General features: G+C 55.3%; 6 protein-coding genes. 2 read left to right on the forward strand and 4 right to left on the reverse strand.

The annotated features are described in order from the left end of the window. Positions 1-99 precede the first annotated feature (99 nt). The 3 genes from P3T22_RS12685 to P3T22_RS12695 form a co-directional block, all read right to left on the reverse strand. A complete protein-coding gene (locus P3T22_RS12685) occupies positions 100-10176 on the reverse strand; it encodes a cytotoxic necrotizing factor Rho-activating domain-containing protein (protein ID WP_429325134.1) in 10077 nt (3358 codons plus the stop codon). 327 nt (positions 10177-10503) lie between these two features. Further along, positions 10504-11355 carry a lipid A biosynthesis lauroyl acyltransferase gene (locus P3T22_RS12690; protein WP_236720926.1) on the reverse strand — a complete coding sequence of 284 codons (852 nt, stop codon included), beginning with the start codon at positions 11353-11355 and terminating at the stop codon, positions 10504-10506. Between the two features lie 340 nt (positions 11356-11695). Then, positions 11696-14197: a penicillin-binding protein 1A gene (locus tag P3T22_RS12695; RefSeq protein ID WP_429325135.1), complete on the reverse strand. Its 2502-nt coding sequence runs from the start codon at positions 14195-14197 to the stop codon at positions 11696-11698. A gap of 448 nt (positions 14198-14645) precedes the next feature. On the opposite strand from P3T22_RS12695, the gene P3T22_RS12700 reads away from it, so the two are divergent. Then, positions 14646-15260, forward strand: coding sequence for a hypothetical protein (locus P3T22_RS12700; RefSeq protein ID WP_063495897.1), 615 nt, complete (start codon positions 14646-14648; stop codon positions 15258-15260). A gap of 460 nt (positions 15261-15720) precedes the next feature. Beyond that, entirely contained in the window at positions 15721-16401 is a 681-nt protein-coding gene (locus tag P3T22_RS12705) for a PspA/IM30 family protein (RefSeq protein ID WP_063495896.1), read from the forward strand. Here the strand turns inward: P3T22_RS12705 and P3T22_RS12710 are convergent. Then, a complete protein-coding gene (locus P3T22_RS12710; protein WP_429325136.1) occupies positions 16395-16517 on the reverse strand; it encodes a hypothetical protein in 123 nt (40 codons plus the stop codon). The genes P3T22_RS12705 and P3T22_RS12710 overlap by 7 nt on opposite strands. Positions 16518-16573: the final 56 nt, after the last annotated feature.

The raw sequence follows: 16573 nt of genomic DNA on the forward strand, positions 1-16573 counted from the left end.
TGGCCTCGCAAATCAACGGCCGCTTTCCGCAGCCCCGTAGTACTTGTCGGCGATGCTCGACAGCGTGTCGCCGGACGCCACTGTGTGGGACTGCCGCAGCTAGACAACAACAGTTTCGACCGAATCAAGCGGCGACACCGACAGTGAATACGTCGGCTTGGACAGCGACAACACCTCCTGCTTTGTCAGCACCCTGCTCCACATGGCGACGTCGTTGTAACACATCGTGCCCGGCACACCTTGACCTCTCGAGTAGTAGTCGCCGCGCGCATCTTCGTTAAAACCAATGGTTGAGTAGACGCCGCGGATCTTTTCCACGTCGAAGCCAGCGAGATCCAACTTCGCAATCCGCAAACTCTTGACGGGATCGTAAACATATGCGGTAGCCATGCGTGCGATGGTATCGACAGTCATCACCACATAGACCCATCGATTAGTCGTGAATGTGATCTCCAGGTCCGCCCGCTGGCTACCATCAGCGACGTTGAACCTGAACACGCCATCGCGATGGTGCGAGATCACAAATCCGGGATTCACGCCCGCGGCCCAATCCTTGTTGCCGAGCACAGGCGAATCTTTCGGTGCCCCGTTCGACTTGAACCAGAAGCCAATCGAGAATTGCGCGTGGGTGCTAACGTCATCGGCGAGCTTCATGCCATTCAGCGCACCTTCGTCTATATTCTGCGGCGTGACCTGCATAGCGTGGCCGCGGAAACTGTCGGCAACTTGCGTCCGGGCCGCTTTCGAAGCGCTATCGAAAGGCCGAATGGATACATCCGGCACAATCGCGTCGGCCAGCCCATCATCGAATGAGAAAAAGTGAATCAGCCCGCTGGCAACGTCTGTGTCAGGCCGCAGGTAGGTGAGTTTTACACGCATCGGAATCACAGTGACACCGCGGTTCGTGGTCAACGCGTACTCGACCACATAGTTGCCGCTTCCCACTCCACCAAACCCGCTATCAACATACGAAGTCGCGTCGCCGGACAAAGTTGCGATCTCCTTGTTGTCGCGATACAGGAAGTAAGCCTCCGGTCGATTTTCAGGCGCTGTCCACGACAAGGTCAGACTCGCCTGGTCTGCGCTCAGTACGCCTGTGAATGCGTGCGGCATCTCGTCGACAGCCGCCGTAGCCTCCTCGACTCCAGACTCGATGGGTTCCGGTCCGACGCTTTGTGTAGCGAGGGCAGGCGACACATCACCCGGAGATGCCGGCTCCTGCCCGCTCGGGAGTCCCGACATAAATAACAATTTCACCTGCTCCTGCGTGAGCACCCTGTTCCACATTGCAACGTTGTTAAAAGTCGCCGTACCGAACGCGCGTTGGCGACGCGAATAGTAGTTGCCAAGCGCGTCTTCATTAAACGCGATGGTCGAGTGAGTCCCCGCAATTCCTTTCATGTCCATGCCGTTCAGCTTCAGTGTCGCTGACCGCAAGCCGCCGGATGGATCGCCCACATAGGCGGTTGCCGTCGACGCGACAGTATCGACGGTGAGCGCTACGTAGACCCAGGTGTCGCCCGTGAATGGAATAAACACATCGGCCCGCTGCGTGCCATCACCGACATTGAACTTCAGTTGGTTATCCTTTTGCTGGTCAATCACGAAACCCGGATTCGTACCGACGCTCCAATCCTTGTTGCACAGCACAGGTGCGTGGTGTCTTTTCGCACCGTCAGACTTGAACCAGAAGCCGATTGTGAATTGCGGCTGCGTGCTGACGTCGTCGATCAGCCTCATTCCGTTCAGCGCACCAGCGGCGCTATCCAACGAGGACACCCGCATCGCCGTACCGCTGAAATTGTCGGCCACCAATGCCTCGCCGGTACTCGATGCACCGTCGAACGGCTGCACGGTTACGCCCGGCGCGATCGTGTCCGCAAGGCCACCATCGAATGGGAAGAAGTGAATCAGCCCGGTCTCGAGCGATGTATCGGGCAACCCGCTCTGCACTACATCTTCGATCGCAATTTCTGGGGGATCAAACTGAACAACGGACGATGGCGAGTGAGTCGGCATCACATCAGCTCCTCTGAAGGGGCCGTCTTGACGATACCAGTCGGGTTCCTGGAGCAAATAGGCGCCATCGACGAAAGTCCGAGCCTCAACAGGGTACGCGGGGCTGAAATCCAGTGCATCTTCATACGACTCAAAGTCCTTGTATTTCACTGTTGCGGTCGTATTCGAAAACGCTTCCTGATAATCCTTGACCCAGCGCTGCTCAAGCTTTATCAGAGGAACGCCAATATTCTGCATAGGCCCGATATCCGGTAGCTCTGCGCCAGGCGTATCCAGAATAATTTTAAACTTGCGAAAGTTCAGCATAAACGCAAAGTGGACGCTACTAGACCACGACTTCTCGCCATTTTCCCAATAATTCATGGCCCTTACACCGAGGGAAAAGCCACCTTCCTGAACAAGGTCTTTCAGGCCTCTCACCTTTTCTGCCATTTCCGGCGCCAATCCTTCTGTATTAAATTCCCTCACGATCCCGCTATTTTCACGACCATCAAAAAGATGCCAAAATCTTCTTACTGCATTACGGGAATTTTCATAGGGAGAGCGAATATAGGATAAAATTTCATTATCTTGCGAAAAAACAGTCTCAAGAAACGATTTCTTTTCCTCCACGTCAGGTCCGCGAGGAATTGAAGACTCATCAATAAGCCTTACCTCTTCAAACTTTCTTTTTTCCAAACTATCATCAAAGTATTTAATAACATACTCAGAATTTGCCAGTGTTATATATTTTGGCTGTCCACCCCCCGCCTTTACCGACATGTCTTCAGAGTAACTTGTTACTTTAACCTTGCCTTTGTCCTTAACAAGCAGAGCGTACGCGACACCCACCCTCGGATCACCCAGCGATAACGCCCCATTGTAATCAAATTGATTTACATTATTCCTCACTTCCGTTGGCCGTGCACTTTCTCCATTAGGAGTCGACTTTCCAAAATAATTTATGGTACTTCTATCGTAAGTTGAGAATATTTTTACTAACGCATCGTTACCCGATACAGACATCCCATTTCCGTCAATCAGTCTATTTTCCTTGATCTCAAAATCCGATATCACTTTCCCATTGAACGCAAGATGTGCCTTATAGATGCTTGCCGCCCCCTCCCGACTCGTCAACCAGCCAGAGTCTCCCGACTTCTGACCAGCGTGGAAAGCATACAACGTGTTATCACGCACGGCATAAATCATTGAACAACCGCTCAATTCGCCAGCCGATATAATTATTGGCTTACCTTCTTTCAGCTGATCAAGCGGAATGGCGATTCCAATCGTACTGGACTGACCATTTGAAACATCAATTACTATCACATTATCGTCCAGCACATTCTCCCCTCCCCATGACCCAATGACAGGACCATTTTTTGATGCGGAACTTATCTGATCTCCCGTTGAAATATCCACAACACCATGCAATCGGCCATTCTCCTCCGTAATTTCTGACATGGAAAATACTTGCGGAGGGAGGCCTGTAGTATCAATCAACGCATCGCTTCTCACAAAATGAAAACTAACACCGGGATCACTGGTTGATTTTCCTGATAAAATCCCTCTACCAATTAACGGTCGCACGAGACCATGCCGAATTTCCCCCTTGTCTGTCTGCACCAACGGAAAAGGGTTTTCCGTACCATGCCCAGGGAAAATCCAGGTCAACGAATCATCCGGCCTCACCTTCCAGTCGTTGTAATTATTTAAAAACTTTCCGTACAGATCGGGATACTTTTTAAGGTAATAAACCTGCATCAGGAAGCACGAAATGTTATCGGCACCCGGAATTTTATCCTTGCCTATTAGACCTGGCTTCAGAATATCTGAAACGTCAAGCGAGCTACCGGAGATTTTCACATATCCCTCGACAGTCTCTTCAAAACCGTGTACACGGCGACTTTGCCGGAGCATCATTGCAGACATGAAATTCACCAGCTCGTCTTTACTCCTGAAATTCTCATTGCCGGCGTCAACAATAGCATCCACGTAAGCCGTCATCGCTGGCTTAGGCTCGGCGCTTGAGGTAAATTCACTCTCAAGAACATTAGTGATATCTTCACGAGAGTATCCACCACGGTAATTTACATCTTTTCGGACTTCAAGAGTCTCAATAAATTTCCGCTGACGCTTGAGTGAATACATTAAATCATTTTTTAATGGCTCATCGTGCCTCCCCAGAAAAATATCCATCAAATTATCGATTTCTTCATTATTTTTTTTGTTGCTGATGGCGACTTCATAATTATCAATTATATCCAGAGATTTATCACGCGCCTGAGCCAACAGATTTCTGACTGGTGCCACCTGGTTTTCGGAAAGACGGGGTAATTTAGCTACTCCTTCAAACTGATCCCGCGCATCCCCCCCTTTACCGGGGACGTCATTATGCGTTACCCATCGACCGTCTTCGTTCAGTTTAACGGGAACCGCGTAGCTAAACTTTCCCGGATGTCCGGGATCTATAACACGCCAGGTGCGCGCATACTCATCCCAACGAACCTCATAGATGGCCGACCTATCCTTAATGTAGTAGTCACTGGAGTCTGTGTCAGTTGACGTGCCAGTTGAAGAACCTGCACGCGGATTTCGGTAAACACCCTTGTTCGGGGAATCCTCGCCCTTAATCATTCCATCAAGGGAAATGCCCGCTCTCTGCCAGCTTTCATTAATTTCTCCCGTGGCTCCGACATTTTTTCGAGACGCCACGGGTATCTCTTTCGGGTTCGCCGGATCTCCTGGAGCCCATGTCGTGACCTTGCCTAAAAAAAATCCCCGATTAAGCGCCCTCGTAGGTTTTATCAGGCATTTATAAAATCCGCCGATGGCCGTTCTTAGAGGAACAGGCTCGATCAAATCATATAATCCTGACAAGGTGATTTTGACAGCCTTGACACCTGTCCTCACTCCAGTAATCGGCATTTGCGCCAGAACCGCTCCAACCAGATTCCACCCGGCCAGTCCAGCCTTTTTATTTTTCAGGTACAGTTCGAAAATATTTACCAGAAGGCCGTGCCCCCCTTGGCCGAGCATCAAATTAATCTTCGGCTTTCCCTTCGAAAACATGATCATAGAAATCACGATAACGTCAAACAATATTTCTTGCAAATCCGGCTCGTACGCCTTGTCAGTTTTCCAGTTGTAGAATTGACGGTAAAGTGGCACGTAATCGAGCGAAAGTTTCTGCCAGAAATTTGGATAATATAGATAATTCTTCAATCCACGCGCCATCTCATTCATGCATTCCTGAACAAAAACTTGCATCTCGCCAAGCAGAAGGCCATTAGACTTGGAATATTTTCCGGGATTGTCCGCGTTAAGTAGCAACGGCTCCGAACCTGCGTATGCTGAGCGCCCCCCCAAGAAAGGAACAATGAAATATTTCTTCAAGTCCCTCCATTCCTGAGCGTTGAAATTCTTGTCTCCTGATCCGACCCTCGGGAGAGGTCGCTTTCCGTTACCCCGAGGTCTTTCTCTGGAGGGGTGTTTTATCAGAAATCTCAAGTATTTGTTTTCTGACATTTTCTTTTTTGAAACGCGTTTTGCTTTAAGAGAATCGAGAAGACACGAAACTACTAGCCAATCCCCATTGTATAGTTCCACAAATGCCACGCCACCGACTATCTCGGCATTTCCATGATTGACTACCAGATTGAAGCGGTAAAAATTTATAAATTCCGTGTACAACTCCAGCATGCTCAGTCCGGACGAAACAAGCAGGCCTATCGACAACAAATCGGATTCATATCGACTAAATTTTTCCACATAGTCGGAAAATTGATTAGTGAATTCAAGCTGCGTGACAAACTGATTGCTATCCTTCAGTTCCCCGATCGAAAAAAAACCTTCAGGTTTATCCGCCATACGAGCCAACGGGGATTGGGAAATTTTATATGAAGTAAATTCGCTGACAATAAGATCTGGAGAAACCTTAACGCAGTCGAGCACGCCACCTGGCCTTTTCATGATCCCATAAATGGTAGCGGCCGTGAGGAGTAGAAACCCTTGGGCCTCATCGTCAGAAGCAGGTATTTTATGGTATTCGTCCAGCAATGATTCCCGGGTGTCACTTTTCGACAATGAACCTTTGCTTTTTTTGTAAAATTTCGCGGCTGCTATCTGAGCAGAAATGATGTCACGATAATCACCGCGAACCGTGATTTTACGGATTTCCGCGATGGGCAGTTCATTCAGTAAGTAAAAATACTCCTGGGACAGCTGCGAAGACGTGTACAAATATTTTTTCACAACATCCAGTTTTTCCAATGCCGTCACTTCGTCCACAGTATAGCGGTCTCGCACAAGCCGCTTGATAGCCAACTGCTCATTGGCAGTGTTGATCAAAGTGTAGTAATGCGCAACCCTGCTTTTTTTCGCACAAGATAAAACATCTCCAGAAACAGCACCTCTGCGGAGAGTCTGATTTATTACTTGACGAGCTTTCTCGATCCCCTCCCGATACCGAGTGAGCCGCCCCTCCTCAAAATCCACGCTCCAGTTATAAACGGATAGCTCGTTTTTTAGGCGAGCAATTTCATCGTGATTATGCTTTATTTTATTGTTATTCGCATTTAATCTGGTCGATCCAGAAATAAATTCTTTCGACTTATCCCTTATTCTATTTTTCACAATATTAATATTGTGAGCGCGAAGGTGTTTAATGAAAGTATAGCCCTTGCTATTATTGGACAACGCATCGAGCTGCCCCCTAAGATTCTTCAGATTACTTTTTGCATTGCTTATTGATGTTTCCGTCGCATCATTTTCGCCGGTCAACCTTTCCGTATCAGCTACGAGCTCGTCGATTTTCGATTGCAACCGGTTACGATGAATCGTGAATCTGTTATCTTCATCTGTTGTTGTCAGAGCTTCTATAAATACCGCATCATCAATTGCTCCCAACGATAACGACCGGTCATACTCCTGAAGCAAAGGAACGTCAATTTCCAGATTATAATATTCCCACAGGGACTTCATCCCGGACGCGTCATTTCTGCCAGAAAGTCGAAGATGCGCCCGCCGGATCTCCATTTCGCCGCGCGCCAACATTACTTCGGCGATCATCGTCGAGTTTTCTTTTTGAGATTCCTGCGCGAACCACGCGGCACACTGCTTTCCCACTTTATCAACCAATTCTGAATATTTTATTTCTTCTTTTCCACTCAAAACTGCCCTCACGATTTCTTTCAACTGGATTTTTACTTCGTTTGAATAGAAGTCGTAGCTGAACAGATTTTCTATAATATGACTATTATCAAGCCGGCTCGCATCAGGAGTGGAAACCTCGCTGCTCGGGGCGGTATATCTGGCCCACGTTGCGCCGTCAAATTTAAGAGAAACAGATTCTCCATTTTTCTGATTGAACAGCTCTGCACGGGTTCGGTCAGCGAGAAATTCAAATTTCCACCAACCATTGTTCACCTTCAAAAACAGGTTTCTATTTTTGGCTTCATAAATACCGTCTGAAATGCGCACTCCCCCACCCGTCACAATCGCACTGCTATGCCCCCAATGCGCCGTGACCCAAGCGCTTAGATCTTCTGAAACTACGGCCGGCTTCGGTATGTCTACATCCGGAATGGGGCCGAGTTTTAATTTAGCCCTGTCGGCGCGGGTGAACCCCCACACAAAATTCGGCATTTCCCGGTAAAGCAAAAATTTTCTTTTTGATATTTCATTTTTCAGCTCACCAAAAACAAGACTCTTAGGGACGAATTTCCAATAATTTCCGCCAACAAGCATATAAGTTTGACCATTTTTTGCTTTAAAAATCTCCTTACCGACCTTAACCATGACGTCGTCTGAGCCCGGTTTAAAAGATTCTGATTCCGGCCAGTTCCTCGATATCCACGAGTTCAACTCGCTGGTTGCAGCCGGAACGACCACGCCCTGAGCTTCAGCGTTCGCTGATCTACGGGATCGATTAGACGGCTCGTCCTCATTCACCTGATCCGAGCTGTATAAAACGAAATCGATCAGATCCGAACTCATGCCACCTTCAACGGGGACGGCTAACTCGTCTGTCCTCAGAAATTCATCGTCTTCCTCAGTCACGGTGATAATGAAATCGTCCACCATTTCATCTATCACCATGCCGGATGGCCAAGGCTGGCCGGTGGCCTCGGTTGACGCTGCAAACGGCTGAGTCATCCCAAGCTTCACGGCCGATTCTGAAATACCCTCCGTCGCGTTTTCGCCCTGCTGGCGGGTGCCGTCCGTCTGCCGCTGCACCGCGGTGCTCTGAAGATACGTGGGTTCCGTCGGTGAATCAGACTCCGCTACGGCCGTCACATCTACACCCGTCCCGGAAGAAGCCTCTCTCGACCTATCCATCGACGTCGAACTACTCAACCCATCGCTCGCGTCATGCATCGCAGTGCTGCCGGCCGCACTAACCGTCGTCGCGTCGACGCCTTCCGACGTCGCGGAGGTCGCATTCTCTGGATAAGCGACGTTTTGCGGCGCGTCCCCGCCGCTATCAGATTGCTCCAGCCAGCTCACGAGCCGATATAGCCCGTACCCGGCCGCCGCCGCTGCCCCGACGACGCCCCCCGCCAGCGGACTCTTCCTCACGAGCGATTGAACTCGGGACGTCGTCGCGACCGCAGCGATTTCCTGGTCAGCCAGCAATGCCGAACGCTCGACGACATCCGCCGCGCCCGCGCCCATGTTCACAACGGTATGACTGGCGGCGACCGCTCCCGCCACGATTAGCGGCTTCGAGACAGCCGCGTCTGCGGCCCCCGACCTGGCCGGTGCAGGCGTGCCCGTATCGCCATTGCTCGCTCCGCCCGCAGCCTTCGATGCTCGAGATCTGATCTCAGCGAGTTGCTCCTGCCTCTCGACTATCGCAAGCCGCTTCTGGATTCGCGCATGCCGCCTCTGCCATTGCTTTTCCGCCGCACTCTTCTGCACCCGGTAGTCATGCGGATCATAGCCAAGCGCATTGGGGTCAACAACGGCATTAGGCTCAGTCGTGCTCGGCACGGGCACTGTATCGACCAGCGTTTGCAAAACCGCATAACCTTGCGTCGCGCGCTTGAGCAGCCCGAACATGCCCACCAGTTTCTTGCCCAGCTCGGTTTCCGGAAACGCGATTTTCGTGCGCTTGAAATAGAGGTACTGCGTGATCAGCGCAACTATACCCACGCACATGTATATCGTTTCACGCTGGTCCTTGTCATCGGCGTCGAGCGACTGGATGTCGTCCCATCCGAGTACGCTGTCGATATACCGTTTGGTTTGCTCGGCAATGGCAAGCAAACACATTGGCGGAGAAAGGAGCTGGTACGGAAGCATCAGCAACGTCTGCATCAATCCGTCGAGCACGTCGCGCCGGATCAGTGCTGTCACGAGACGATATGCACTCACAGCGTATGAGGCGTAGAAACTGAGTACGGGCGAGAAGGCGGAGAGCTGTTGAAACAGGATTCTCGTCAACGCGGATTGGCCTATCCAGTCCGTCGCCTGATTGCCCAGATGAAAAAGCGTGCGGGACAGTTCTGTCGAAGCAGCCCTGTTCCGCGTGGACGCACTCGCCATCTGCGAGACGGGCTCCGGCAACCATTCGGCGTGTTCCGGCGCGTCGAAAAACACCTCTTCCGCTTCGTCCGCGCCTGTCAGGGATCCCGTTATTTCGTTGAACCGCTCCGGGTTCTGAATAACATATTCCCTGATTGCGCGGCGGAAATAGCGCGCAGCCTCAAGCCTCGTGAGCGGCTCGCGCCCATTGAAGATGCGATGTGCCGCAGCCTCGTGCCGGTGGTCCTGCAACGCCTCCCAGACGGCGTAGAAGAAACAGTTACCATCGTCGCGGACCGGCACTTCCGTGCCGTTCACCACCGCGCTGTAGTGCGCGTCTCTCAAGCCATTGTTTCTCAACCTGACACGGATTGCATCACCACCATCGCCGCCGAATCGCTGCGTAGGGATACCGTTCGCTTCGACCTCCAGGGCTAGTCCCGACCCTGCCCAGCCAGGAATTTGCGTGATCAGATACGGCACCGCATCGAACTCATCGAAATTCCACGCGCCGTCCTGACCGATGAGATCGGCTACCCTGATCGCCCGGTTACCAGTACGTGTCCGCTTCCTGGCTCTCTTCCTTGTCCTTTTTTTTGTTCCGGCATTTTGTCGACCGTCTACACGTTCGTCTTCCGTATAGCTGCGCATAACCGACCTCGGGTCTGGAATGGTGTTTCGGACAGCAACGTGCGTTGATCGGTCGTGGCAGACGAATCACGTGATGGACAAGCAGACGTGTCTGGACATCGCCACGCGGAATGGGCGCGGTCGAGGCATTGACTCAAATTGAGCGGGATTGACATGCACGATCGCGACAGCCGCACTTCGCCACCATGCTACGGTCGGAAGTAGCCGCACGACATGCGGCATAGGGCCACCGCGACTATCCGATATCGCGCTGCCTGCTGCGGCACAAGGGTTGGACGATAACGCCGCATGCTGCGCGGCGCGATGTCTTACCCGCGGTTTCTGTTTCTAGTAAACCCCAGCCTCCCCCACAGGCCGATTCTTGAACCGCTTATGCACCCAATAATATTGATCAGGAATCCGTCGCACTTGCGTCTCGAGAAACTCAGTAATCCGTCGTGCGTCGACAGTCACATCATCCGAAGGAAAATCGCTTAGTGCGTCAAAAATAGTCAGCTTATAGCCGCGGTAATCCGGCAAGACCTCAGTCACAAACGGCACCACGCGCGCATTCCCCGCGCGCGCCATCCGCGACACGGACGTCAGCGTGCAAGCCGGCACGCCGAAAAACGGCACAAACACCGAATCCCGCAGCCCAAAGTCCATATCGGCAGCCAGCATGACCGGCTTGCCCTCGCGCAGGACGCGCAATGCGCGCCGCACGCTATCGCTGCGCGGAATCATCTCCGTGCCGAAGCGCCCGCGCTGCCGCCTGGCCATCGCGTCGAGCAAGAGGTTCGACATCGGCGTGTACAGCGACGCAACCGGGTGCCGCGTCGAATACATCATGCAGCCCGCCTCGATACCGACAAAATGGAAGCCGACAAAAATCGTCGGCTGGCCTTGCATGTCACCGAGGTCGATTGCACTCTCCACTTCGACGAGGCGCGCCAGCGACTGCGCATTGCCGAACCATTGCGGGCCGCGCTCGACATAACTGCGGATCACATGACAGAAATGCGCGCGCGCGAGACGTTCGCGCGCCTCGTCGCTCATGTCGGGGAAACACAGTTTCAGATTGGTATGCACGACGCGCCGGCGCGCACCAGGAATCCGGTACAGCAACGCACCGATGCCGGTGCCGATGCGCGCGACGACGCCATAGGGCAGGAAAGCAAACGCGCGCAGCAAACCTGTCATCAGACAGATGAGTATTCGACTTTTCAAGAGGCAACGGCCCGGTGGATGCTGGATGACAAACACACCGGCCGCGGCAACCTGACAGTTACCCACGAGCGAAGTGGCATGCGCGCGCGTCAAACAGGTCTCACGCGGTGCGACTTTTGAAAATGAACGCCTCGCTCGCGGCGAGACGCAGCAGTGCTGGGGGCCGAACCCGCTTAGGAATCGAGCGCCCTCGGGCGTCTGTATGTGACCCGATATAAAAGCACCGCAGGCGTGATTACAACACACTGCGGAGGGCGGGCACAAAATCTGCCCGGAGGGCTCGCCCGAGTTGCGCCAGAAAATCTACGGGACATCAAGGCTTGTTCGTCTCGAACAGATCCATGATCTGCTTCTTTTCATTCGACGAGACGCTCGGCGGCGGCACCGCCGGAGGCGTCATACCCGCCGGCCCCACGCCACCGACCGCGTCGCTCACACCAGCGGTCGGATTCGCCGAATCGAGACCGATACTGGCCACGAAACCATTGCCCGGCGTCATGTCCGTGTAGAACAATTCGCCGTCGACCGAGGTCACGCCGTCGGGCTGCGCCGGCTCGCCTTCCGGCACGCCGCGCAGCGCGCGCTGCATGTACTCGACCCAGATCGGCAACGCGAGCTGTGCACCGAACTCGCGGCTGCCGAGGCTCTTCGGCTGGTCGTAACCCATCCACGCCACCGCCACCAGCGATTGCTGATAACCGGCGAACCAGCCGTCCTTTGCGTCGTTGGTGGTACCCGTCTTGCCCTGCAAATCCGAACGATGCAGCACGTTGGTGCCCGCGCCCGTGCCGGCCGTGGCCACCGAATGCAGCAGGCTGTTCATGACGTAGGCGTTACGCGGTTCGAGCGTGCGCGGCGCATCGCGGCCGGCGGTCAGCGGCTGCGCTTTCGAGAGCGGCTCGCCGCGCGCATCCGTCACCTCGCTGATCAGATACGGATTGATGCGGTAGCCGCCGTTCGCGAACACCGAGTATGCGCCCGCCGATTGCAACGGCGTGACGAGGCCCGCACCGAGCGCCATCGGCAGATACGGCGGGGTCTTGTCGGCGTCGAAACCAAAACGCTGCGTAACAAAATCCTGCGCGTACCGGGTGCCGATGAACGACAGGATGCGGATCGACACCAGGTTCTTCGACTTCTCCAGCGCGAGACGCATCGGCATCGGACCGTCCGGCTGGTCGTCGTCCTTCGGCTCCCATGCGTCGCCGCCCGGCGTGCTCGGCGGGAAGTACAGCGGCGCGTCATTGATGATCGTGGCCGGTCCGAGCCCCTTGTCGAGCGCCGCCGAATAGATGAACGGCTTGAAGCTCGAGCCCGGCTGGCGCCACGCCTGCGTGATGTGGTTGAACTTGTTCTTGTTGAAGTCGAAGCCGCCCACCAATGCGCGAATCGCGCCGTCCTGCGGCGTGAGCGAAACCAGCGCGCCTTCCACTTGCGGAAGCTGGGTGATCTGCCAGTTGCCGTTGTCGTCGGCGACGAGGCGCACGATCGAGCCCGGCTTGATCTTCGCGGCAGCCGCCGCGCGTGCGGAGAGCGCGCCCGCTGCAAAACGCAGGCCGTCACCGCTGATCGTCACTTCGGTGCCGTCGACCAGTTGCGCTTTCACCTGTTTCGGATTCGCGTCCGTCACCACGGCGGCGATGAGTTCGCCGTTGTCGGGGTGATCGGTAAGTGCGTCGTCGATGGTCTGATCGCGGTCGTCGCCCGGTGCGGGCAGTTGCACGAAGCCTTCCGGTCCGCGGTAGCCGTGGCGCCGTTCGTAATCCATCACGCCCTTGCGCACCGCGCGATAGGCGGCGTCCTGATCGGCGGAATCGATCGTGGTGGTGACGTTCAGGCCGCGCGTATAGATTTCGTCCTTGTACTGCGCGTACATCATCTGGCGAACCATTTCGGCGATGTACTCGGCATGCACGTTGTATTCGTTGCCGGGATTCTTCGTGTGAATCTCTTCCTTGACGGCCTGGTCGTACTGATCCTGGCTGATGTATTTCAGCTCGAGCATGCGCTTCAGAATGTATTCCTGACGGATCTTCGCGCGCTTCGGATTGACCACCGGGTTATATGCGGACGGCGCCTTCGGCAAACCCGCCAGCATCGCGGCTTCAGCCAGCGTGATGTCTTTCAGATCCTTGCCGAAATACACGCGCGCGGCCGCGGCAAACCCGTACGAGCGCTCGCCCAGATAAATCTGGTTCATGTAGACCTCGAGGATCTGATCCTTGGTCAGCGCGCGCTCGATCTTGTACGCCAGCATCATTTCGTAAATCTTGCGCGTATAGGTCTTCTCGCTCGAGAGGAAGAAGTTGCGCGCGACCTGCATCGTGATCGTGCTCGCGCCCTGAGAGGCGCCCCCATGCGTCAGGTCGGAAACACCCGCACGCAAAATGCCGACGAAATCGACGCCGCCGTGCTCGTAGAAGCGATAGTCCTCGATCGCGAGCACCGCCTTCTTCATTTGATCCGGAATGTCCTGGAAGCGCACGATGCTGCGCCGCTCTTCGCCGAACTCGCCGATCAGCACGTGATCCGCGGTGTACACCCGCAACGGCACTTTCGGGCGATAGTCGGTCAGTGCATCGAGCGACGGCAGTTGCGGCCCCATCACCACGAGCGCGTAACCGACGATCAGCGCACCCACCACGGCGATAGTCGCCAGCAGACTGACAAACCAGAGGGTGATGCTCGCACCGATCGAACGGCGGCCGGCCTCAGCGTCGCGCGAAGCAGCGTTGCGTCCTGGAGTTCGGTGGTGGGAATCCCGGTCGTCGCCAGCCGGAGAATTGGAAGAATGCGGTCGTTTGATGATTGGCATGACTGGAATAGTGGGCGTGTCACTGAACGCATGAGGCGCAAAACACCGCGCGGCCCTACGCCCCCCGGGCGGCCGCACGGCACGCCTGAGGCATCGTCCGGCGCAACGTAACAGCGCATTTTAAAGAAATCAAGCGTCGTCCAAGATAGTTTTTTTGTAAGAATTCCCTTCGCGCGGCGTCTCGACAGTAGATCGCGGCAGTCAGACCAGCGCCCGGCGCCGCCGGCCAGGGTTATCAACAGAAAATGTTGAAAGGCCTGTGGACAAGCCTGCCGCAAACGCTACAACTCATTGATGTCACGGGATTTTCATGTTGCGCCCGTTCCGCATCGGTGCAACTCGTCATATGATGGACTCGTCGCGCGAGTCGTCACCGGCGCGCGCGGCGGCGAACGCCAAATACACGCCTTGACCCGCCAATGCCAACAAACAAGTGTGCGAGCCGACCATGAACAAGCCCAGCGAACGCATCGTCGTATTTGTCACGACCGCGCAAAAACGCGCGATCGCCGCCACCGCCGAAAACCTGGGCATTAGCGTCAGCGAATTGATGCGGCGCGCGGTGTTGAGCTTCGGCGCCACCAGCGAGCAGGTAAAGGCTGCCAGTATCGTTGACCGGTTGCGTGCGCCGCGCGCGCCGGACGCGCTCGACGCGGCGCTGCAGCGTGTCGCGCGCGGCACCCGCCATGCACGGGCAGCGCTCCCGCCGGCCTTGCAAACCCACGGTGACAGCGAATCCGCTGCACCAGCGGAAAGCGCGGCCGCCTCGCATGCGGATGAATTGTTGGGCACACCCGCGGGCGCAAGCCCAGCACCATTGCTGCCGGCCGGTGTATTGGCCGCCCTGACCGCCACCGCAGAGGAAATAGAAGCCGCTGCGGCAGCCGAAGCCGTGGCGCGTGTCGCCGCTGCCAAAGCGGCGTCCATTGCCGACTCCGCGCAGAAACCGGACGGCGTGGACGCGCCGTTGCGCAACGTGCTCAAGCGCCCGCGCCTCGACGCCACGCGGGACGATGACGATCCGCAAAGCGATCCAAGCACGGAAGGCGGCCGCTTCGCCTGAATTCGTCGCCTGAATTGAAAGTTGCCCGGGCGAGCAGACCCGCCTCGCGCGAATCGACGCGGTAGTGCCAAAACGCACGCACGCCGCTCACACGCTACGCCTCGTCCCATCCGCGACATCCGCCATGCGGACACTCACCGTGCGGATGTGTGCCGCACGGACACCCGCCATGCGCAAAGTTTGGCGATTGCGTCATCGCGCCCTTTAAGTCGGTTTTAAGAGAACACGTGGTGTAATATCCGGGCGGCTGAATGAGCCACCACATGTTTTAACCGCTGAGGCTGTTTGCAATCCGGTTTCAAAACGGAAATTTAAAGCGCCACTATTGCAATTGACAAGTGTGCCCCGAACTCCGGTCCGAACGTTGCGCCGCTTCACGCGCAGCAGCGTAAACTAGCGTTCAAAGGCAGTTAAAGCGCGTGGGACTATTCAGCGCCGATTTCATTCATTGGAGGTTTTCATGTCGCTTTTTGACAGCATTTCGCGCACGCTTAAAGGTCTCCTGAACGACGCAGCCGATTCCGTGCAAGACCCGTCGCGCGATTCGCGCCAGATCGTGCGTGAACTCGACGAGAGCATCGCTAAAGCCGAGAACTCGCTGATCGAGATTCAGGCGCAAGTCGCCACGCAGCAAAGCAAGCGCGATGTTGCCGCCGACAAGGCGAAGAAATACGAAGACGGCGCGAAACGCGCGCTGCAATCCGGCGACGAAGCGCTCGCGCGCGAAGCCCTCGGCGCACAAGCCACAGCCGAAGCCGAGCGCGATGCATTGGCGAAGGAACTGACCACGCTCGAGCCGTCGGTTGCGCAGTTGAAAAGCCAGATCGACGACATGCGTGCCCGTCGCAACGACCTGAACGCGCGCTCGAACATTCTGCAAGCCAAGCAGCAGATCGCTCAGGCCAAAGATGTTGCAGCCACCGCGTTGGGCGGTATCGGCGGCAAGAATCTGTCCGAAGATTTCCAGAGGCTGGAAGATAAGGTTGCGTTGTCGAATGCCCGTTCCGACGCGCGCCTGAATTCGGCCGACGTGAAGAGCGGCAAGGCACTCGACGACAAGCTCGCGGATCTGAACCGCGGCCCGTCCGTTGAGGATCGTCTCGAAGCGTTGAAGAAGCAGATCAACACGCAGGCTCAGTAATTGCACCGGCAGTGCATACCGGCTGCCATGACTGGCGCAGCCGGAATGCCGGCCACCGGAATGCCGGCCACCGGAATGCCGGCCACCGGAATGCCGACTACCGGAGCGCCGGCCACCGGAACGCCGGCCGCCGGAATCGACTGAAGGAGACGGGTGCATCGCACCCGGTCCG

The sequence above is a fragment of the Paraburkholderia sp. GAS348 genome, assembly GCF_050434205.1.
GTDB lineage: Bacteria > Pseudomonadota > Gammaproteobacteria > Burkholderiales > Burkholderiaceae > Paraburkholderia.